The sequence below is a fragment of the Bacillus sp. MYb56 genome, assembly GCF_002976445.1.
GTDB lineage: Bacteria > Bacillota > Bacilli > Bacillales > Bacillaceae_G > Bacillus_A > Bacillus_A mycoides.
In genome coordinates this window covers 1-21,880 of sequence record NZ_PCOH01000047.1, presented here as the reverse complement: position 1 = coordinate 21,880, position 21,880 = coordinate 1, and the positions used below count along the sequence as shown (strand labels likewise).

Here is a 21,880-nt window from a genome sequence, read left to right as displayed (position 1 = left end):
AGGGTATTCAATTTTTGCATGATAAACCTACTCAAGGGCGATATGCTGCTTTCGTTGATCCGTTTGGTAACGTGCATGAAATCGCTGAAATGTTCGAATGAGCGTCGTTAACTTTGTTACAAACAACGTGGTGAAGCATATTACAAAGGTATTGCGCTAACGGGACACGATAGCGCAAAGATTGATTGCAATCAAAGTTAGACCGAAGATTAAGATCGTGGTTTGATACTGAATTAGCCTGGGGGTTTCGCGCCCCCGTCTTTTTTTCTTTGTCAGCGTCACAAAGCGCCATATCGTCGCCACATAAATTGCGTATATTCAGTTGTTCGCTATACAAACGGCACAAGCGAAATCATAGAAACATTGATTACTGCGTCCTAATTGGGTGTGGATTTGAAATAAAGTTTAACCGTTTTGAAAAAAGTTGCGCTGCTTTGCCTCTTTAAGTTAATCACCGATATTTTCCTTCAGTATTGGGAAAGTGACAAACTCTTGAAGAAGTAATCGATGCGTGAGTTTATCGATAACACCAGGTGCAGCTGACGTGGCGAAACTCCTGAAGATACAGCTGGACTAGTAAATAGTTTTGATCAAACTTTTTTATAAAGCTACATGAAAATCTGTACCGAATTTTCAGGTTAATATAAGTCGTCGCCAATTACACAATAGATTAGTTGATACAGGATGGAAATATCGACAAATTCCAGTCGACGGTTTAGTAATGGGGAAGTATACAAAAAACGGTAGGAAAATAACCACACGAAATGGATCTAGTGATGGTTTTTGTTCCCGCTCTCCATAATCCCTTTCTAAAAAATCTTCTGTTTGGAAACTCTTTATGAAACACATATTCATATTCAATCTTTTTTAAAGGTTCAATAAACTCATCTACTTCTTTTAAATTATGAACTCCAATCATAATATCTAATATTGGTTTAGCTCCTAATCCTTCAACAGATGTACTTCCAATATGTTCAATTGTAATAGCTTTATCTCCCATTATACCTTTTAGAAGCCTATGTTCTTCTTTAAATTGTAGTGCCCAATCTGGTGTATACTCCTCAATAACAACTGGTCTTTCCATATTCCTAATCCCCCTTATGTATTTTGCGCTTGAACATAATATCAAATTTATATGAGCAAAGCTACTTCAAATCAATAGAATTTTCATTATGGGGGGATTTTGATTCTTTAGGTTGATGGGCATGGGGGACTGCCAGCATTTTGAAAAACCCTACGCTAAGCAAATTTGAATAAGAAAAGAGCCGGACTTTCCCCGTTAAGGGTAAATCGGCTCTTTAATCTTTAAAGGACGTAAGGAATGTAAACTTGTTGCATGCACTCCCTCAAACTTATATTCTCCTAAGAAATCTAAATTTTAGAGAATATTCACAGCTGTAATTTTGCAAGTTGAAATAGCAAACCTAACGATTGTAGTTGGACTTATAGGTAAAGTACCTAGCACTATACCAAGACCTGTTTGTTCCACATTAAAATCTGCTGCAGTAGAACCAGTATTTGCTAAAAGATTCACTGTAGAACCAATAAGCGTATCTAGTAATTCCCTAATTGGTCGTTCACGACAATCACATTCGCATCCTAAATCTACAGGTGGAAGTAATGTTATAGATGGTCCTGGCGGTAAAAAACCTACCCCTGTTACATCAGAAATATTGACCACAAAGGATGTGGTACCATCTGTAACTGTAACTAAAAAATCACTTACGGAAGTAATAGTAAATAAAAAGAAAAGAGGGGGGACGTTTGGCGCGTCTGCAATAGTACCAAGAAGCACAGTTTCTCCAATAAGTTGTTGTAAAACATTCTGCATTGGTAAAACACAGCAATCACACAGACAACCTTCAGTCTCTCCTGTTGCTCCAGTAACTCCGGTAACTCCGGTAACTCCAGTAACTCCAGTAACTCCAGTAACTCCAGTAACTCCAGTAACTCCAGTAGGTCCGGTAACTCCGGTAGGACCAGTATCTCCGGTAGGTCCGGTAGGACCAGTATCTCCGGTAGGTCCGGTAGGTCCGGTAGGTCCAGTAACTCCAGTAACTCCAGTAGGACCAGTATCCCCGGTAGGTCCAGTTACTCCCGTAGGACCTGTTGGTAATGTAAATGGTGGAATTGGTGATAAGGTAGGTCCTACAAGGCTAGGATCAAATGCTCCAGCAGATAAAAAATCATATGAATCTAACCATTTTGAATACTTTTCACTTTTATTTGACATGTATCCTCCCCCTCCTTAAAAATCTATTCATTATATAGCTAGTACATGCTATCAATAATAAGCTTAGATATATCTATTAAGTTTTGCTGAGAGTATAAATATGTTACTGATACAATTGTATTTAGAATAATAGATAAAAGAGGTCACCATATATGTCCATCAATCTAACATTTTGAATTGAACCCAAAGCGATATTTTTATCTTTTCATAGGTGCTCATGGGAATTTAGTCCATTTTTTCGTTTTTGGGGGTGATTGATTTCTTAAGTTGATGGGCATGGGGTAACCATATACGTCTTCCATACCCACACCCCTTTTAACTTCACAACTAAATTATACCATATTGTGGAATTCAAGTGAGGATGTCTACATCAGTTAACATAACCCCACCTAGCAGAAGTGCAATTATTTGTAGAAATATAGATTTTGCTAAACGTTAACTTTTTATTAAGCCACTTAATAATAAAATATGAAGTTATCAAAGCTATTCCATTAAACCAACTATACCAAGAAAAATTATAGTAGTTATCATTGCGATAACTGCTATAAGAAATTTAAATCTGAATTTAATCTTAATACCTAGCTTATCTGGAATAAAATATATTCCCAAACCCATACTAATACGTCCTATTAATATATACAATTGATATAAAAATTCGTTATTTATTTTTGCCTTAATATACACTTTACTGTAATCAAACAATAGGAAATATATTAAAATTATAATTAAGTAGAGAAAGAATAATTTCACATAGTTTCTCAGTTTAGTTTTTCTCAAAATACCCCATACTCCTTTTAGATGTTCAATCAACTTATAAAATTTCTTTTATTAAATACCAATCTGATGTGAAGTTCACATAATCACCGTTAACGGTAGTAAAAAAAGCTTAATTCTTATCTTTTTCATTGTAAATCTGTAGATATATAAAAATTACATATTAAGAGATTGTTTTTAATCTGTATTCGCTGTAGTTTTCTTATAGTAATTGTAATATCTTTTTAAGGATAAGTGAGATTTAAATCCAATCTGCTGCATGATTTGTTCAGGGGTGTTTTTCTGTTTGATTTCCCTTAAAACAAAGGAGTTCCGAAAGTGTTGGGCAGAAATTCCCTTTCGAAGATTAGCACGTTTCACTTCTAAACGGATCATTTTTTGTACCGAGATTTCAGTTAGAAACTTTGGTGCATTATCGTCATAGCTCCAATGGTATGTCCCACGAGTAAAGTCAAAAGCAATAAATAATGGATCGCTGCTGTGGTATTTAGGGCGAACAGGTTCAGGAATAGTTTTATAGTAATTATATAAATGTAATTTGTCCTCTTCTTTCAAATGGATTGTACGATTTATTTTTGAGTCTTCAGCAATAGATAACGTATTACTTTCGAAATGAACGTGTTGCATTCGTAAAGAAACAAGCTCTTTTAAAGATAATCCATAGTCCAGAAGCAACGTAACGATAGAAATGTTCCGTTCTAAGATCATTGGGCGTGTTGATCGTTGTTTTTCAGTCAGTCCTTCTAATGAAGAGATAACTTCTTTTAGACGATTCTCTTCTTGGAAAGAAACAAAATCCTGACTGCGTAATGCCCGATCAGGTGGATTTATATGAATAATTCCTTCAATCGGACTTGGTAAATCTAAGTATTCGTACAATCTATTTAAGACAATATATATGCGGTGTATAGTTTTATCAGAGTATTGACGAACTTCTTTTAAATAATTAAAAAAAGCTTCGAAATCTTTTTTATGGAGTGATTCAAAAAGATTATTTTCAGTAAACCTTTTTGATTGGTGCAGCCATTGAATAAAACTTTTCACATCGTATATATAGCGCTTGATTGTAGAGGGTTTTCTTCCTTTGTTAAATAAATAAGCTGAAAATCCTTGTATTGTATTTTGGAGTTCACTTGTAATGATATTGATTTTTATACCTCCCTATTTTCATATCTTTTGACCACTCTGTAAAATGTAGGACTAGTCATATTGCATCTTTTCATGGCGTATAGCGCTGTGACCTTCCCTTCTTTCCATTGATTATAAGAATCAATGAATTCTTGGGTTATCTCGGTTGTGGGTCTCCCTAAATGCTTTCCCTTTTTCTTTGCAGCTTCAATTCCCTCACGTTGACGAGTTTTTATTTTCGTTCGCTCTTCTTCAGCAAGCCAGGACAAGATTTGGAGTACCAAATCAGTAATAAGATTTCCTAAACTATCTTTATATTGAGTTGTATCTAGAAGTGGCATGTCTAATACGACAATATGAGCTTGAATATTCTGGGTAATGTCTTTCCACTCCTGAAGGATAGCTTCTTTATTTCCGCCGAAACGATCTAGGGAATGAATATATAAAATATCATCTTTTCTTAGCATGCGTTTTACGAGTTGGTATTGATCACGATTAAAATCTCTTCCACTTTGTTTGTCAATAAAAATATCTCGTTCGTCAGTGATGAGTTGTCTCATTGCTTCGAGCTGACGATCTTCATTTTGATCTTTGCTACTAACCCTTATATATCCGAATTTTCTTGTATTCAAAATAAATAGACATCCTTTCGAAAGTGTTTCTAATGAAATTATAACAAAAAACACTTCAAAAGGTATATTTAATTATTTAGTACTTCAAAAGTATGTTTTTAAGCCTTTTGAAGTACTAAATCAAGTAGGGTTTAAGGTACTTCAAAAGGTGTACCTTTTGAAAGGAATAATATAAAAAGGAACCGGCTATGGTTCCTTTTTGTTTTGCATAATTTTTTATGAAATAACTCATTTTCTTAAAAAGTATTTTTCAACGTCTTTGAAAATTGAAATTAAATCTTGAAATTGGCTTGATGACTTTAATTGTTCTTTGATCAATAAAGAAAAAGCAACTTTATTCAAATCTTCATTTGCTTCTTCATATATACTTGCTATTTTTCCTTCTACACCTTTTTTGAACTCATTAAATTTCAGATTATTTCTCAGTTCCTTTAATTGAGTTTCTTCTAATGGGGTATAGTCCTTTATCTGTCTTTTATAATATTCATTAATACAATTATAAAGAAGAGTATCATCTAAAAAATCTTCGATTTCAGACTCTTGAAAACCCTGTCTTTCTGGAGTTATTATTAAATCTCCTCTAAATTTATTGGTTTTATCCAGCTTTTTTTTAGTATTCAATCCCGCTCCATCATTATCTAGAAATAAGCATAAAGGCAATTCTATCTTGTCTTTTAATATCGACATAAAAGATTCTATCTTTGCTGAACCTTCAGCGGAAATAAAATTACACATAGATGTATCAAGCTTTAGTAAATTTTCCCTTGCTAAAATTTCTATCATTGTAGGAAACAGTAATTGCTCTGTTCGTCCTTCTACTACAATATTATATTCACCTAACAGTAAACTATCTGAAATAGTTGTTCCTATAATTTCTCTTAAAGACTTCCAATTTTCCTTTTTATGTTCTTTTAAATGATAATCAGTTCTTCCTAAACGGTCTCTTTTAACTAAAAATATACTTTCATCATGCGCTTTATCTATGAAAACTACAGAGTGGGTAGTTATTATAACTTGATGTTTCTTTGAAAGTTCTTTTAATAATCTAAATAATTTCTTTTGAGATCCGATATGTAAACTAGTCTCTGGTTCATCGATGGCCACTATAAAACCATTTGGGCTATTATCATTTAATCCAATACTAAGTAATAAAGAAATTAACGCTGCCATTTGTGTACCAGAACTTTTATTCTCTAATCTATCATCATCATTAAATTCATCAATTAATCTAATATGTGTATCATCTAAATTTCTATAATCAAAATAGAGCTTATAAGTTGAATCAAATATTTCACTCATAAATTGATTGGCATTAGTTAAAAGCTTTGAATACATTTGATTTTCAAAGGAAATCATTTCAACAAGTGATTGGATTGTTTGTTTAAGATTATTTGTTCTAGAAAGATATATGAATTTAGGGGTATGATCTTTAAGAGTGTCTGTTAAATTAGTATTTTGTGCTAATATTCTTTTGTCAAGACCCTTTTTTTCTTTATTTTGTTGGAAGTGGGCATATAGCATTCCGTAAGTTGAGTCATCAAAATCAATAGCTATAACAGGGTACCCATATGTATTATATTTTTGATGATTAAGAAATCTTGAAATTTCATTATCATGTATATAATCCCTATTAAAAAAAGCATTTAGTGCTTCTAAAATATTACTTTTTCCAACATTATTGGTTCCTATAAAAACATTTAGTCCATTTTTAAAACAATTAAACTCAAAATCCACAGTGGTTTTATAATTAAATATTTTAATCTCTTGTATTCTCATAATTTCTGCAACCTCATTATATTTATTTAAATTACATTTATTATCACAATTATACCACTTTTATGTATAAAGACATTTGTTCTAATGAGTTACACATCCATGCCCAACAAGCTAAGATATTAAAGTACTCCAATGTCATTGAATTGACGAATTTTAATATTATAAAAACAAAAAGAACTTGTAGGAATCCTTTTACTGAAAGAAAAAGAAAATGAAGTTTAAGGCTAAATCTAGCAATGAATGCATGTTGTTAAACAATTATATGATAATAAAAAAGGAGTGGGGAATCCACTCCTTTTATCACGACATGTTTTTTGTTTTTTATTACGACAATTAGTGGCCAAAACCATAAAAAATAGGCTTATCAGGCAAAGTGCTGATACACCTTAAAACTACATTATTAAACAACATGCATCGTCGTGTAGTATATGGGGTATCACCATATACCCATCAAGCTAATATTTTAAAGTACCCCCTAAACAAAAATTTGTGTTTTTTATAGCACCAAAGTTCATTTTTATCGTTTTAGGGGCAACCTGTTCTGTTAAGTTGATGGATGTGTGACGCTACCCCAATTAGTTTTTTTAAATCATTCATTTTTTTACTTTTTTTTAATATTTTTATCTAATTTTTCTTTTATTATCATCATGGAAATACGAATTTCATTAATCTCACTATCACTTAGTCCGTTAAACAATTGATTTATTTGTTCATCTGACTGAATATGAATTATATCTAGTAGGTCCTCTCCTTTTTTTGTCAAAAAGAGCAAGTTTTTTCTGCTGTCTTTTATTGAGCTTCTTTTCTCTATTAATTCTTCCTTCTCAAATCTACGTAAAATTCTGCTCATATAGCTTCTATCAATATTAAGTTCTTGCACAAGATTATTCGCAATACACTCTGTTCTTTCGCTTATTTCAAATAGTATTCGTGTTTCGGTTAATGAATAATCTGTATCTAGAATCTGGTTATTAAATAAACCAAGTACCTTTGTATAAAATCGGTTGAATTGTCTGATGTCATAAATAATTTTTTTATCCATAGATCCTCCTTTGGTTGACTAAGTCCACATTTAATATTAATATAACTGTACTCTTAAAATATGGACTTAGTCAACATTTTAGGAATGCCATTTTCAAAAATCTGTCGCAATCTTTATTAAAACCTAATTGAAGGAGATCGTATATGATTATTCGAGAAATGAAAAAAGAAGACAATGCAAAAGTAAAAGAAATTATACAAGATTCATTAAAATCACTTGGATTAGCGCTTCCTGGAACAGCTTATTTTGACCCTCAACTTAACGACCTACACCAATATTATAATAATCTAAAACATGCGAACTATTGGGTAGTAGAAATGGAAGGAGAAGTTGTTGGTGGAATTGGTATAGCACCGTTTAACGAACATGATAAAGTTTGCGAATTACAAAAGCTATACTTAAGTCCAAAAGCACAAGGTTTAGGGCTTTCCAAGAAACTAATGGAAACAGCTTTGTCATTTGCCTCTAAACATTATGAAAAGTGCTATTTAGAAACAATGCATGAATTAAAAACTGCATGTCTATTATATGAAAAATTTGGATTTATACTTTTAAATGAACCCCTACCAGGTTCTGAACACTCCACTATGAATGCATGGTATATAAAATCTTTTTAAAATTAGGTGTAGTAAACGCATCTATTAAAAGGAAAGTATTGAAGGAGCTTTATTTTGACACAAATACAAACATGAATTTCAACTAAGCAATCAATTGCTTCTCTTAAACTGGCTATTTAAAAGAGATGAAAAAAGTTCAAATGTAGCGATAAAAGTTTCGATAAGTCTACAAAATGTATTGATAAAACGAAGGAAAAACCATAAAAAATAGGCGTATCAAGCAAAGTTTTGATACGCCTTAAAACTACATTGTTAAACAACATGTGTCGTCGTGTAGTAATAATGATATTTATTTAATTATCTTAGTTTCAGTATTACAAATAATTACAAGTTCTTTTTTAGATAATGTAAAAAAGTTAAAACAAACGATCTCATAATTTGAATCGGAGCAAACACTATAACCACGGGTTGATTATAGTATACACCAAATATTAACATATTATCTTTATATGTTTGAAAATTATGTGAATTTAGAAAAGGATAACAAACAACCTCCTTGACTCCATAAAAACTCCAATTATACATTTTGAATAAAACACTTTAAATAAATATATATTTCATAATAAATTGTGAAAATTATAAGTATAGGTAAATAGAGAAGAATGGTGCATTCTTACAGTTAGATATATCTTTATATTCGATTCATATTAATTATAATAATATTAATTCATAGGTATAGATAACTATAATATTCCAATACGTTCGTATAACAGATATTTCCATGATGTATTTTATGAAAAGTTTAAATTGTATATTTTTTACAAAAAATGAGGTATAATTATTGTTGAAGAGCAATCTGTAAGTCCCATTAAAATATGTGGTAAATTTACATCGGATATGCATTACATATTCGAAAAGAGATAGTGCACTTAATAAAAGTGCTTTTATCTCTTTTTTTGGTTCTGGTGCAAAAATCATTTGATAGAGACATAGAACCTACACAGTTTTTTCGATTCTAGATTAGGCTGCTTACAAATCACATTTAGAATCTAATGATATAAAGGTTATCATACCAAATGATCCTGAAAGAGATGTTGTAAACAAGATTATTTATGAGGAGAATCAATTTGAACAAAAAAATTATAAATTTTTCTGTATATTGTACTTTGAATGTCTTTATGTATCTAATGGCATATTTCTTTGCCATAAAACCTGCTATTATTACAGCAACAACTGTGGACTATAATAGGATGAAATTTTTAACTATACTATTTGTACTTACAGTAATTTCAATCCTATATGGCTTTATAATGAAAAAAATTATTCGTCATAATTCCAAGCTCTCGCATTCAATAACAGATGAAAGCATACTGTTTACGTTTAGCCATATTTTTATTGTTTTTATTTTCTTGGCTATAATGTTCATTTAACTCATATATGGTGTGTGTTATAAGTGAATTTGGTAAGTTTCAAGACTAATTGCTTACCCCTAATTGATGTTATGTAACCTTATATAAATAGATTATTTACAACACGAAAAAACAGAAAATTCATGATATAATAGACCTAATAATATCCATAATTCGGAAAATGAATATTAGGAGGGAATTTATGCAACCACTTGTTGGACAAAAAATAATTAATTATAAAACAATAGACAAGCTGTTTCTAACTTTAATTTTACTATCTGGTACTTTAGCTTTTAGCATCGGTCAATATTTATATGTTACATTCTTCTTATTAGGGATTATGTTTATATATAGAAGCATAAGAGATTTGTATTTAAATGTTTCATATATAATTATTGGTCTTGAGTTAGTAGTAGGTGTATTTCTAGCCATATATATGGCATTTAATTATTTAGTTACTTAGATGAAAATATAAAAAAGAATACCGCCTTTAAGGGGTACGGAAACGATTCTTGGTATGAGGGGCCACTGTGGGAAAGTATTCAAATTGATACAATAAAAAACGTAGAAAATAATTATTTCTACGTTTTTTATTGTGACTTTACCCATAAAGTTGCCGCTAAAGGAAGCATATCCTTGCCGGAAATTACATGTTTTTGAGGAGATTTAGTTGATTGTTCGAGGGAAAAGGAAGCATATCTTTGCCGTGGATAAATTATTAACCCATAAGCTTGCCGTGAATGCTGTTGGTTTGTAATAAAGTTTGATCAAAAGCATGCTACAAAAATTGATTTTTCAACAGAAGAAACCCAAACATTTTGAAAAAGTTTGATCAAAATGCTTGGGTTATTTGTTGCTAGTGAATAATTTTTATAAAAAGTTTAATCATTTTTCTACCTGTGTTTGCTCCAGAATCGCGCCCGATTCTGGAAGATTTCAAAAACGTTTATTTTTCTTTTAACATTGAATACTTTCGATAATTTTTATAGAAACTGCTACCCAAAAAAACAAACAGAAGTGTGGGAGACAACTTCACAAGGACAAATGGAGTTTCAAATAAAAATGCCTTCCAAAATAATGAATCTCTCATACTCCAAAGACCTTCATGATATAATCCCGAACCCTTGTAAAACATATAAGAATAAGCTAAACACAGCGTACCAAACCAAAATGAATAACTCATTAATCTTTTATAATAATTATCCTTTGATTGGCGATCCGAGAAGATTTCATTTTGATCATCATCTTCTTTTTGCCAATACCGTATTCCACTAAGCCAGGGCCCCTTTATATAGTTCCAACCGAAATCCTTATATATCCCTTTGTATTCAACCAACTTTTTCTTTGGCAAATAATCTTGATAATCAAGTCGCATAACATATCTCTTGTCAGTTTTTTCGAAAGTGTATATTCCAAATCCACTAATATTTGTACAACGATAGCCTTTTTGTAATTGCTCGTTCACCCATTGCTCCTCTTTTTCAATATCAAAAAACATCTTAAATATCTTCATTGGATTCACTTCCTTCGTACAGGGATAAAATATGTAATAACCTGCTTTGTTCCATTTTCAAAATGGCGCTTCCTTCTGCAGTTATCATATAAACTTTTCTTCGACCTAACTCTCCAACAGGTTCAATCCAACCATGCTTATTCAAGTTTTCAATCGCACCGTATAATGTACCAGCTGCTAAAATAACAGTACCGTTACTTATCTTTTCTATCTTCTGCATTACGGCATAGCCATGGAGTGGCTCACGCATAGCTAATAAAATATAATGCATGGTTTCAGACAACGGTAATAATTTATGTTTCATATCCTCATCCTTTATTCAGTTCGACTATATAGTTCAACTTAATAACAATTTAATACAGTTCAACTGAATAGTCAACAACATTTTCAAAATTAGTCAAATGAACTTAAAGTAAATAGCTTGATAACAAGGGGAAAATCAATCTAAAAAGTTACTTTCCTTACGTAAGGGAAAGTGACTTTTTTGTAGTCTTATTCAGTTAAATGGCCTTTTAGTGGAATAACTTTATTGCCGCTCAACAGTTCCCTAATCCGCCTTTCAGTTCAGATTTTCTTTTCACTATAAAAACATCGCGTCTTTTTTATAAACACCGTGACTTTATTTAAAAGCGACATTAAAAATATTCTTCAAATCCTGGAAGCATAAGTTTGCCGCAAACAAAAAGAACCATAAGCTTGCCGAAGCGGCAAACTTATGGTTCATATCACATTTATGTTTACCTAAGTTCTTTTTAGTTATTTTACAGCAATGTAGAATTTACCTGACATTTTTTCTTGAGCATCTTGAAATGTTTCTAAAATTATATCTGCCTCTTGACCTAACATATTTTTACTTTCTTTAAAAAACTCCCACTCTATTGTTAACGGAAGAATGACCCATGCCGTTAAGCAATCCCATAGTGCATCAGCATTTTCTCCATAATAATCAGGAAGATCTAGCTTTTCCTTTAATATTTTGTGTAAAATTTCTTCACTTGTAAATTGTCGACCATCTAAATTTAAAAATTCCATAAAAACTCCTCCTACTTTATTTCAGTAAATGTTTTATAATGATCCGAAGTTTTATAAATTAGTCCATCACTAGAATAGACAATTCCATCATTACCTCGAAAGCCTGAAACATAATTAATATCCGCTTCATACCAAGTTCTACCCGGAACGTCGGGTAGTTGTTTCTTTCTGTTTTCGAAAATATCGCCACCCATACTTTTACCAGGAGCTACTTTATGCAGATTTCCCTCTCTATTCACCCAACCTAGTGATTCTGCTTGGTCTTTTGTGATGTAATTATCTGGTAGATTTTTATGTTCTTTGACGTATTGAGCAACTTCATCAAAACCGGTAGGATATTTCGTGAATTTTGTATTTTTAGCAGCCGCTTCTAGTGCCTTTCCTTCCTTTTCAAGGTCACCAATGTTCCCTACAACTTTACCAATTACACGTGTAGTACCACCTGATACAACGGATAGTGTACCCCATCCATAATCTTCTGGTCCATATTTCCTACCTGTTGTTACATCTTCAAATTTGATAAACTGTCCAATTTCTTTTCCTGTCCCAATCCTGATGTAATTACATGTATCTTCAGCAAACCCCAACCATAGTAACTATCACTTTATCTTCCAATACTTTCAACTTTTAGACAGGTAAGCAAGACATTTATTTCCATCCGTTGTGTTCGTTTGTTTTGTTAGTCCTTATCCTTCCTCAACAAATAAGACCAGAAAATCCATGTACAAAAAAAGAGCGCTTTTCTTCAAAGCCCTCTCCAATAGGAATTTACCAATCCTTACGCTTATCACAATCACAGTCACGGTCACGTCTACAACGACGGTCATCACAATCTCTATGTCTGCGTCTGCAAAACATTAAATCATCCCAAAATCTATTACAATTTCTGCAATGTCTGAAATTACAATTACATCCCATAAATATAATTACCTCCTCTTAACTCTAGGATTCATCATATTCTATGCTTAAAAACAAAAGAAGCTTGTTTACTAGTCTATTTTCTACATTTTAAAGTAATAATATTATTATCTAATCTTTAAGTTTCAAATCTATTTCACCCCTTAACAACAAACAAGACGCCACCCAGATCACGGCAGCGCCTACGATAATTGCTATACACTTAATCAAACACATTTATCCTCACATTATTTATTTCTTTGCTTCCATACCCCATTCTCTTTACGATAAGTATCCTTTCCATTCATGGAGTCAGCTGTATTACCAGGCATGCTATATCTTTTATTCTTTTTCTTAGCCTTCTTCTTCAGCCTTTTCTCTTCTTGAACAGCTTGCAAATCCGCCTTCCATTGTTTCAACAAATCCTTTTCACTTCGCATCGAATTTGTACCCCTTGGATTAAGATGTGAACCAAACAACTAGATTCTACCAATTTATATAGATATCCTTTAATCCAAGTGTTAATTTTATACAAAATAAAAGAGCACCCATAATCGATAGGTGCTCAAATATATGAAGTGGGGCAACCCCATACTCCAATATATGCTTGTCCTTATTAAAAGGTGCAAAATAAAAAGAGTACCCGTCATTAGGTACCCTTCAACAAATAAGTATGGCGCCCCAAGTTTCACCTCATATGATAACTCGTCCCACGAATTCATCATATGCTTGTCTTATTAGAATGTTCACTGGTTTAATGTGTAATTTATATATAACAAAGAAAAAAGCACCCATTTTGGATGCTTAATGTATACTAATATTAATATTGAATAGCTCTATTGATAGACTTTCTAGAACAATGAATATACTAGCTGAAGCTGATCTATATCCAATATTATTTCCTGTAACATTAATAGTAATCTCCGCTAAATGGGTTTGCACATCATCTTTTTCAAAAATTTTATCTTCAACCTTTTCAATTATTGCTACATTATCTACTTCTTTAAAAGTTTTCAGCAATTTTGTTTCTAATAAAGTAAAATCAAAATTTTCATCTTTAACTACATCAAATTTAATCTTCATTTATCTTTCCCCATTTTTAACCAGTTAATATATTGACATCATTATAATTATATATACTTTTATTACATAATTCAAAAGTTATGTTTTATAAAACTCCCCATAGTTCACATATTTAATAGAGAGAAATAAAAAAACAAATGGCAAAAATTCCTCTTCAAAGGTCAAGATAACTCTCAACCTTCTCCAAGTCACCGCAACACTATATATTAGCTACACGCTTCACATTTGGTTAGTTCGGTGACTGGGAGAAGACTAAGAATCTTCTCGTTTATACTCCGTAGAGTCGGCTCAATACTTCGGCTACTTAATGTCATTTTCACCTTTGCAGACCAATATCGAATTATAAAGGATTAATATCAAGACGTATATATTTCTTCCGACGCCTTGTCTGAACCAATACACTAGAGGGACGGAAGGGGAATGTTTCCGCTGTATTGGCTCAAACAAAGAGCGAAAGCTCTCTGCTCTCATTTTGGTCATTAATAAGAATTGTGAGTAATTACTAATGAACGAGATTACGCATACATTTTTAGAATTTTAGAACGCAAGTGTCACTCAATCATGAGCAACCACCCCCATTCCATTTTCAAGAAACGACATATTAGAGAAATAGACTTATATTTATTATCAACCCAGAGGACGCATCCCGAGCTGAATGATAACTATAAATAATTTCGGGAAGCTCTTATTCCCTCTAGCCTCCGCGTCACCGAGTAACGTTATTATAATGGGAACGCTATCCCCAAAACGTATTCTCTTTTCAAAGAACTGTTTATGGAAATAGCTTATAATTTTCACGTTTTTATTTAGTCCCCCAAAAAGTTCGCATTTTGTTCGCGGTTTTTAGATTATCCCTAATGCTGTAGCAATCAATTTAACCGCACTCTGCTTCTTCTCATAGAAATATGTCTTCTTGAGTAGTAGATCATGATAAACGTCTGAATCCTTTACTCTCTCGTTTGTCAGAAACTTACGCTCAACGATTTTACGCTCGTCTTCATCTAATAAGTTGTTAAGCGCCTTCTCTACCTGCTGCACCTTCCAGTTACTTGTATTCCTTGAATCACGTAACTCAGGGAATAAACTGATTCCTTCCTGCTCCACTTCATTACTGAATCGCATCTTGAGTGCTCTGTATTCCTTTAATACGCTCCCTACTTCCTTTTGTACTTTCTTATCATCGATAGCTGGTAATAAAGTTAATTGTCTCTCCATGAAGGAATCCCCTATTTCTGAATTTGTAATTTTAACATCACATAAGGTACGTGAAATTTTAATATCTCATTGTTGAATAAGGGAACGACGGTTAGTAAGTAGCCCCACCATCTACTCGCCATCGTTCCGCTATCCATTAAGCCTTTAATAATTTACGTTTCTTGTTGTTCATTTTCTCTTTCGCTGCTTCAATGTCATTCGCTACCTTTTTATGGTCCTGATCAAATTGAATCATGCTATCTATTACCGGTGTGAATCCTTGCTCATCAATGTATTGTAAGTAATCAACTGGCGCTCTTTCTGTCTGATCTGCCAGGTACCCGTAAATATCAAAGTCTGCTCTCGGTATCGACTTCTTACCTTTTGGCTGCTGCGACATCCTTACATAAGCTTGAATGACTGATAGTGGTACCAGAAATACTGACTTGTCCTTGCTAAATCCAATAAGGAAGAAACAAATCGCTCCCATCTTCTCTGCTTTCTCTAGATAATCCAATTGGTGCCGCGCAATGTTTTTTAAATCAAATCTATTTATCTCATTTGTAGACTTCGCCTCAAACGCTATAGCTCGTCCTTTATACACGCCGTCATAGTCTACTGTACTTTTAGATTCGTAATAACCATCTTTCACACGGCCATAAACCATCTTTAATACCTTTACAGGAGTCGGACGCTTGTTTATAAGCGCCACTCTCCCTCTTTGATACATTTCATTCGATAGATTGATAAGCTTTTCAAAAGCCATTCCACGGTTACCTTGTCCCATTTTTATTCCTCCATTTCTTTCTTGCAGCCTTCAAGAAAATCAATAACTTCCTGAACATGCTCCCTTGTTGTCATACTTTCCATTACGTATCCTGCATCGTTATAAACATTAACCTTATTTCCTGTAAACTCCATTCCGCACATTCCGTCTGCACCTAATAGCTTTACTTTATCTTCCACTCTGCCAACCTCGCTTTCTATTAAAATGATTATTTTGTTTAGTTTTCTTTCCAACTCTCACCCTTACGAAAATGAATATTCCATGCTTGTTGTCGTGTAAAACCTATATCTTGCAGCTCTTTTATATTTTGGGGCTCTTCAAATGTGCAAGGAACACTTATTTCTCTACTAAAATCAAAACCAGATTCAACTGTTTCATCAGAAGAAATATCGATTTCTTGAATACCACCCTGTATTTCCACACTTTCTCCTTCAGCTGTTTGTATAAAGTATTTAACACCTTCTAAATTCAGGCCCATATCCATTACCCTTTTCTACAAAATGAAATTTTTATAATCATAATTAGATAAAAACAACATAAATTTTAATGAGACTGGGTATTTATTAGCGGTTAGGAGCGCCTTGGTCAAGCGTTCCTTTTTTGTGTGTACAAAATAGCGTTTTTGTTAAAATTTCACTTCAATATACTTCATTTATGGTATATAATGATAATTGAAAACCAAAACTTTCATTTTAGAAAAGTCCTTACGTTTATGTGAGGGCTTTTTTACATTCAAATAAGGATGTTATTTAAATTTTACAAAACCTATCTTTACCAAAATAGGTTCAAAATTACCCATTTAGCATAATATAATCCTTTTAAACATTTTAAATTTATAATTAGTAATGGAGGCATTAAAATGGGAAGCATCCCAAAATTACCATCACAACAATCATCCCTAAAAAACCAAATTAATTCTAACAATCACCAACAAACGAATAAAAAACTAAGACGTCGTCTTTTACTAGCGCTAGCTTTTATGCTACCTATTGTTATTTCCGCCCAAATCTCCCTTTATAAGCAGGAGCAAATGATTAAGAAAAAACAAATTATACTTAATAATGAAAAACAAAAATTATCTTATTTAAAGAACGTTGGACACTATCTTGAAAATGATATTAAAACTTTAACAGAGAGTGAAGAAGGTATTTTACAGTTCGGAAGAAAGTTGTATGGGTTTTCCAAGGCTGATGAAACTATATTTCTAATAGCTAAATAGCTTTTCGATATGTAAGCAATTATCATTAATCAATGAGCAATTTAATGATAATCGCTTATTATCAACATCCCATTAAATAACTATTTTGTTAAGATTTTAAGTATTCAATTTCCTTTTTCGAATAATCTTTTTTATATCGCACATACTATCTCTAAGCCGACCTTTCCCCGGCTGCACTCTTTCAAAACGGAAAGCGCTCCTCCGTGCCGTGCAAGAACATGGCGGGCAACTTAATCAGTTGCCTGCTGTTTTTGTGTATAATCGTAAAAATTCTTGTGCAGTTGCGATAGGTAAGACTTTGAAGTTATCTCCATCTTTTCCCCCGCTTAACACTGTACGTGCTACTTTCATCGCATACAGCGCCCCATCTTATTCTTCTATACTAAAGCAACTAGATTACAAACAATGTTGTACTCACCAACGTATTAATTCCCCTTTCTTACGAAAAGTCCCATCATCTTACTCGATCCTGTGAGTTACATCTAGTTAATTTAGTTTTCAAAGAACAAGACTAGGGACTATCCCTCCACATTCGTTACATGTTTCGTCGGTACTGTGTCCCTACCTTCACAAGAATGAAGCAATTTCGGTTCGTTAGAACCTTATATGCATCTGTCCGCTAGTAGGCGTTGGTGACAGTTTCTTGCTTACCACGTTCCGATTGACCTAGCTATACATATATCCTTAGGTGCTTGCTGTAAGCCTGTTATCTTTACATCATCATCGTTAGATGTTCCGAATTTCATATCCTTTAATCTTACTTTTCGGTAGATAACATCGTCATTGACGACATACATATTTCTTATGTATTAATAATTTAGACCCGTATATTCGCAAGTTCGCCAGTCCGTTATTTTAGACATTCTCACCATAGATGTTTTGTAGCATCCCGACCTATCCATTACCATATGATTTCTCACTTAGGTTTTGTTCAGCCGACTTCACCTAGCTTCATACAATTTGTGACTACTATCACGCCTTGCATGTAGGAGTATTAGATAAGTAGTTTCAGCTCAACCTGACAGCTTTCATTCCTACTTTCAGTCAATCAGTTGTTGTTATCAAATTGATGACCCTCCCATTTCGTGTTTACACACTTATAAGGAAACGTGTCGCGCAAAGGATTATTTTGTTAAAATTCTGGATAAATATTAATATTCTTCATAAAGGAGGTTTACTGATGAAAATGATTTTTTTAGTTATTTTCATAACAATTTTCCTTGTAATAATTTTGTATTTTGTTGGTATGTCACTCTTTTGAAATCAACCCTAAATTAAAATAAAACTATTTAAAACATCCTCCGTTTAATTATCAATTATTCCGTCAATACTGTAGATAGGCTGTTAGCCAAAATTCATTTAAAGTAGTTTTCTCTGTATCTCCTTGCAGGGAGCAGTTAGCTTTTTCTAGCTGCTCTTATTTTCTGCAATTGGTTACATTTCCCTGATGTTTTTAACATAATATTACGTTACAATATAAAAGAATAAAATATATTGAGCTGTTATACCATTACCCTAGGAAACTAGGGTTTTTTTTTCTACAAAATGAAATTTTTATTAAGAGTTTATAATCTCTCTGATTTTTTTAATCTTATCTGCGTTAACGTCTCCTAAAGCTTTCATATCAATTACTACACTAGAATGTCGCGCTCCATTCAATAAATCTACGCAACATACATGTTGTTCTTTTTCATCACTGGCCTTTAATTGAATGCCTTGAAATGAGGCATCACATATATCCCTTAAATATGATTTCGTTTCAAATAGCTCATTCCAATGTTCATTCAAATACATTTTCATAAAGCTTTCGATATCTTCACCACAAGATACCTCGATCTCTTCAATAAATGAATCGTCCATTGTAAAAACGTTAAAGATCATCCAAGCTGTAATATTGTTTAATTTCACGCTGTTTTCTTTCATCATTAATCCTCCTCAAGTTCCGTAACAGTTATATAATTTCTAGCATTCTTTCGATTCGATATTCTCCTTTGATACGCTGGTCTTGTATAAAAACGAACTGTTGCAGGAAGTACGCCCATATAATCAGCGCATTCCTTTATGGTCCCGATACATAGCAATGATTCACCTTTATAAACGACGTACTCCTTTAAGTTCATTGTTCATTCTCCTTTTCTAATAAAATAGCGTTTTTGTTTAGTTTCACTCTAAAAGTAAAATTTTCATTTTTTCATTCAACCGAGTTCATAACATATTCTTTTCCTCTGATAAAATAATGATTAGGTGCCCCATGCGCATTTTATTCACTGGAAATAATACCTTTCACGTACTTACGTATTAGAAACTTCATTTCTGCTTCTTCTGCAATAGCAATTTTGTTCACTTTTTTGATACATTTATGAAACATTCATATATTATCTTTAATATGTTCTATTCTTTTTAAAGAACCATGTGAGAATACCAAAACAAGAAGCCCTAGAGCCCTAACTCTAGGGCTTCTTGTTTTTAAATAACTATTTTGTTAAAAACTCTCTTTTTTCGTTTTCTTACATTTCAAAATACAAATGTAGTAAAATATAAGAATACTATAATTTAAGGAGGTGCGAAAACTTCAAAATAATTGCAGGTAATCTCTAAATCTTGGACATACTGATACTATTACTCTAAAAAAGGGGCATGATCAGTATGGAAAAGCGAAATTTATTCAAGTGGAAACATTATCATCATGATATTATTTTGCAAACAGTAAGATGGTACCTACGGTACAACTTGAGCTTTCGTGATTTGGTGGAAATGATGGAGGAACGGGGCTTATTCGTTGCTCATACAACGATTATGCGTTGGGTTCATCAGTATGGTCCTGAATTAGACAAAAGAATCCGTCGTCATCTCAAGCAAACCAATGACTCTTGGAGAGTCGATGAAACATATATCAAAGTGAAAAGTCAATGGATGTAGCTGTATCGTGCTGTCGATTCGAAATTTACCTAAGAAAAGCAAGAAACCACAAGGCTGCTAAGCGATTCTTCAAGAAAGCTTTGCAGTCTTTTCATATTTCTGAGCCTCGTGTCGTGACAGTAGATAAGAATCCAGCTTATCCTATAGCAGTTGAAGAATTGAGAAAAGAAAAAAAGATGCCATTAGGCATCCAACTAAGGCAAGTGAAATATCTCAATAACATAGTGGAACAAGATCATCGGTTTATTAAAAAGCGGGTTCGTTCGATGTTAGGATTGAAATCCTTTCGCACAGCTACATCCATTCTTTCTGGAATAGAAGCTATGCCTATGGTGAAAAAAGGGCAACTTGTTTTATTGGACAAGTGAAGTTCATCCATCAACTATTTGGGATTGCTGCTTAAGACTAGATTTCACTAGGAAACTTTTCGCATCTTTATATCTTTCCTAAGTATTTGCACCAGAACCGTTAATAATGTTTGCACTTGAATAGATTTTGCTTTTCCATACCAATCACATCCTTCTTTAGAGTACTAGTATCAATATATCCAAGTTTAGGTGGTTACTTACAAGCGTTTTGGAGTGTTTGCACCAGAACCCATTTGTTTGACAAAATAAAAAGGAAAAACTAATTGAATAGTTTCCCCTTTTATTTTGTATTGCAGAGAATGTTATACCCTCATGCCCATCAAACTAAGCTCATGTAACGTCAATGATAAGCAAGATTGTTTCTTTTTTTCGAAAGTCTATATGTAGATGCTTTAAAGACTTTAGTTTTTTATCATCTGTTATAGTTGATATAACTAGAGTCATAATAAACCCACTGACCTGTTCCCATTCTTAACCAACCGTTCTTTTCTTCATATACTGTAACTTTTTCGCCTTTACTTGCCTTTCTAACAATAGAGTAGTTTGAACCTGCTCCACTTCGAATATTTACTCCAATACCATTGATTTCAGCCGTTCCAATTACATTTTGAACACTACCAGTTTCAATTACTAGAAGCATGTTTAGAATGAACGATGCTGTTTCACCACGGGTTGTTGTTCCTTTAGGATCGTATTGATTGTCTTCTTTACCTTTTACAATACCTAAGCCATACAATCTTTGTACGTCTTCTTTATAGTTAATTTGTTCCTTATCTACGAATGGTAAGTTTGCAACTGGCCCCCATAGACCTTTATACTGTAAAGCCCTGTTTACAATGATTGCTGATTCTTCTCTTGTAATAGGTGTGTTTGGGTCAAAATAACCGTCACCTCTACCTGCAATGATACCTGCACTTGCAGTGCGTTTAATACCATCTCGTAAAGTTGAGTTTGCATCGTTTAGGTCTTTAAATGAAATATCTCCAGCGGGCAAGTTTAGAGATTTAGAGATTAATTGAGCAAATTCGGCTCTTGTTACTGCTCTGTTAGGTGCGAAAATTCCGTTTCCTTCCCCTACCATAATACCCCTTCTATTTAATTCTCGAATAGCTGACTCATACCACCCCCCTGTAATATCGTCTGTTGGTTGAGAAAGGTTATTATAATTCCCCTTAACACCATTTACGAATGAATCCCATTGTCCATTGTTAATCATGTTAGCAGGACAGTTTTTACCACTCCATCTTTGGTGTTTTACGATATTATTTAACGGTACACCAGTTTCTTTCATTAAATAAGCTACAAGTTTCTTAGCAT

At 32.9% G+C, this 21,880-nt stretch carries 23 protein-coding genes and 3 pseudogenes; 6 read left to right on the top strand and 20 right to left on the bottom strand.

Annotation, left to right across the window (positions count from 1 at the left end; genetic code table 11):
• A pseudogene (locus CQ058_RS32795) lies at positions 1 to 101 on the top strand (VOC family protein); the annotation flags it as partial.
• Positions 102 to 784: 683 nt separating this feature from the next.
• Here CQ058_RS32795 and CQ058_RS28335 read toward each other — a convergent pair.
• From CQ058_RS28335 to CQ058_RS28305, 7 genes and pseudogenes are all read right to left on the bottom strand, one after another.
• Positions 785 to 1,084, bottom strand: a pseudogene (locus tag CQ058_RS28335) (GrpB family protein); the annotation flags it as partial.
• Positions 1,085 to 1,378: 294 nt separating this feature from the next.
• Positions 1,379 to 2,233, bottom strand: a complete 855-nt coding sequence (locus CQ058_RS28330) for an exosporium leader peptide-containing protein (protein WP_002191564.1) — start codon at positions 2,231 to 2,233, stop codon at positions 1,379 to 1,381.
• Between the two features lie 483 nt (positions 2,234 to 2,716).
• Positions 2,717 to 3,010 carry a hypothetical protein gene (locus tag CQ058_RS32790; protein ID WP_002169647.1) on the bottom strand — a complete coding sequence of 98 codons (294 nt, stop codon included), beginning with the start codon at positions 3,008 to 3,010 and terminating at the stop codon, positions 2,717 to 2,719.
• Between the two features lie 174 nt (positions 3,011 to 3,184).
• The gene (locus CQ058_RS28320) at positions 3,185 to 4,150 is read right to left on the bottom strand and encodes a tyrosine-type recombinase/integrase (RefSeq protein WP_033728275.1); all 966 of its coding nucleotides are present in this window, start codon (positions 4,148 to 4,150) and stop codon (positions 3,185 to 3,187) included.
• A gap of 8 nt (positions 4,151 to 4,158) precedes the next feature.
• A complete protein-coding gene (locus tag CQ058_RS28315) occupies positions 4,159 to 4,767 on the bottom strand; it encodes a recombinase family protein (protein ID WP_002187340.1) in 609 nt (202 codons plus the stop codon).
• A gap of 228 nt (positions 4,768 to 4,995) precedes the next feature.
• Entirely contained in the window at positions 4,996 to 6,543 is a 1,548-nt protein-coding gene (locus CQ058_RS28310) for an ATP-dependent nuclease (protein WP_002187341.1), read from the bottom strand.
• A 601-nt stretch (positions 6,544 to 7,144) separates the two neighbouring features.
• Positions 7,145 to 7,585: a MarR family winged helix-turn-helix transcriptional regulator gene (locus CQ058_RS28305; RefSeq protein WP_002187342.1), complete on the bottom strand. Its 441-nt coding sequence runs from the start codon at positions 7,583 to 7,585 to the stop codon at positions 7,145 to 7,147.
• 143 nt (positions 7,586 to 7,728) lie between these two features.
• Here CQ058_RS28305 and CQ058_RS28300 point away from each other — a divergent pair, with 143 nt between their 5' ends.
• The 3 genes from CQ058_RS28300 (at position 7,729) to CQ058_RS28285 (ending at position 10,014) form a co-directional block, all read left to right on the top strand.
• The gene (locus CQ058_RS28300; protein WP_002187343.1) at positions 7,729 to 8,202 is read left to right on the top strand and encodes a GNAT family N-acetyltransferase; all 474 of its coding nucleotides are present in this window, start codon (positions 7,729 to 7,731) and stop codon (positions 8,200 to 8,202) included.
• Positions 8,203 to 9,269: 1,067 nt separating this feature from the next.
• A complete protein-coding gene (locus CQ058_RS32490; RefSeq protein ID WP_105590124.1) occupies positions 9,270 to 9,572 on the top strand; it encodes a hypothetical protein in 303 nt (100 codons plus the stop codon).
• Positions 9,573 to 9,753: 181 nt separating this feature from the next.
• Positions 9,754 to 10,014, top strand: a complete 261-nt coding sequence (locus CQ058_RS28285; protein ID WP_002187345.1) for a hypothetical protein — start codon at positions 9,754 to 9,756, stop codon at positions 10,012 to 10,014.
• A 483-nt stretch (positions 10,015 to 10,497) separates the two neighbouring features.
• Here the strand turns inward: CQ058_RS28285 and CQ058_RS28280 are convergent, their stop codons facing one another.
• The 10 genes from CQ058_RS28280 to CQ058_RS28235 all read right to left on the bottom strand — a co-directional run bounded on the left by CQ058_RS28280 (position 10,498) and on the right by CQ058_RS28235 (position 16,535).
• A complete protein-coding gene (locus CQ058_RS28280; protein WP_002187346.1) occupies positions 10,498 to 11,064 on the bottom strand; it encodes a DUF2812 domain-containing protein in 567 nt (188 codons plus the stop codon).
• The gene (locus tag CQ058_RS28275; protein WP_002187347.1) at positions 11,051 to 11,368 is read right to left on the bottom strand and encodes a PadR family transcriptional regulator; all 318 of its coding nucleotides are present in this window, start codon (positions 11,366 to 11,368) and stop codon (positions 11,051 to 11,053) included. The genes CQ058_RS28280 and CQ058_RS28275 overlap by 14 nt, the downstream gene beginning before the upstream one ends.
• A gap of 452 nt (positions 11,369 to 11,820) precedes the next feature.
• Complete coding sequence (locus CQ058_RS28270; protein ID WP_002187349.1) at positions 11,821 to 12,096, bottom strand: barstar family protein; 276 nt, start codon at positions 12,094 to 12,096, stop codon at positions 11,821 to 11,823.
• An 11-nt stretch (positions 12,097 to 12,107) separates the two neighbouring features.
• The gene (locus CQ058_RS28265) at positions 12,108 to 12,683 is read right to left on the bottom strand and encodes a ribonuclease domain-containing protein (RefSeq protein WP_105590123.1); all 576 of its coding nucleotides are present in this window, start codon (positions 12,681 to 12,683) and stop codon (positions 12,108 to 12,110) included.
• Between the two features lie 558 nt (positions 12,684 to 13,241).
• Positions 13,242 to 13,433, bottom strand: a complete 192-nt coding sequence (locus CQ058_RS28260; protein ID WP_002191417.1) for a hypothetical protein — start codon at positions 13,431 to 13,433, stop codon at positions 13,242 to 13,244.
• Positions 13,434 to 13,797: 364 nt separating this feature from the next.
• Positions 13,798 to 14,076 (bottom strand): hypothetical protein, encoded by a 279-nt coding sequence (locus CQ058_RS28255; protein ID WP_002187120.1) that lies wholly within the window; start codon positions 14,074 to 14,076, stop codon positions 13,798 to 13,800.
• A gap of 843 nt (positions 14,077 to 14,919) precedes the next feature.
• Complete coding sequence (locus tag CQ058_RS28250; RefSeq protein ID WP_002191415.1) at positions 14,920 to 15,291, bottom strand: ArpU family phage packaging/lysis transcriptional regulator; 372 nt, start codon at positions 15,289 to 15,291, stop codon at positions 14,920 to 14,922.
• Positions 15,292 to 15,427: 136 nt separating this feature from the next.
• Positions 15,428 to 16,057, bottom strand: a complete 630-nt coding sequence (locus CQ058_RS28245; protein WP_002191414.1) for a Holliday junction resolvase RecU — start codon at positions 16,055 to 16,057, stop codon at positions 15,428 to 15,430.
• Between the two features lie 2 nt (positions 16,058 to 16,059).
• Positions 16,060 to 16,236: a hypothetical protein gene (locus CQ058_RS31960; protein ID WP_002187114.1), complete on the bottom strand. Its 177-nt coding sequence runs from the start codon at positions 16,234 to 16,236 to the stop codon at positions 16,060 to 16,062.
• Positions 16,237 to 16,274: 38 nt separating this feature from the next.
• On the bottom strand, positions 16,275 to 16,535 hold the full coding sequence (locus CQ058_RS28235; RefSeq protein ID WP_002191413.1) for a hypothetical protein: 261 nt from the start codon (positions 16,533 to 16,535) through the stop codon (positions 16,275 to 16,277).
• 381 nt (positions 16,536 to 16,916) lie between these two features.
• On the opposite strand from CQ058_RS28235, the gene CQ058_RS28230 reads away from it, so the two are divergent.
• Positions 16,917 to 17,276, top strand: coding sequence for a hypothetical protein (locus CQ058_RS28230; RefSeq protein ID WP_002187112.1), 360 nt, complete (start codon positions 16,917 to 16,919; stop codon positions 17,274 to 17,276).
• Positions 17,277 to 18,833: 1,557 nt separating this feature from the next.
• Here the strand turns inward: CQ058_RS28230 and CQ058_RS28225 are convergent.
• Both CQ058_RS28225 and CQ058_RS28220 read right to left on the bottom strand, forming a co-directional pair.
• Entirely contained in the window at positions 18,834 to 19,199 is a 366-nt protein-coding gene (locus CQ058_RS28225; RefSeq protein ID WP_002191412.1) for a hypothetical protein, read from the bottom strand.
• Positions 19,200 to 19,201: 2 nt separating this feature from the next.
• Positions 19,202 to 19,396, bottom strand: a complete 195-nt coding sequence (locus CQ058_RS28220; protein WP_002187109.1) for a MerR family transcriptional regulator — start codon at positions 19,394 to 19,396, stop codon at positions 19,202 to 19,204.
• A gap of 526 nt (positions 19,397 to 19,922) precedes the next feature.
• Here CQ058_RS28220 and CQ058_RS28215 point away from each other — a divergent pair.
• Positions 19,923 to 20,598, top strand: a pseudogene (locus tag CQ058_RS28215) (IS6 family transposase).
• Between the two features lie 377 nt (positions 20,599 to 20,975).
• Here CQ058_RS28215 and CQ058_RS28210 read toward each other — a convergent pair.
• Positions 20,976 to 21,880 (bottom strand): S-layer homology domain-containing protein (locus tag CQ058_RS28210; RefSeq protein WP_258169567.1); only part of this gene is annotated, 905 nt, incomplete at its 5' end.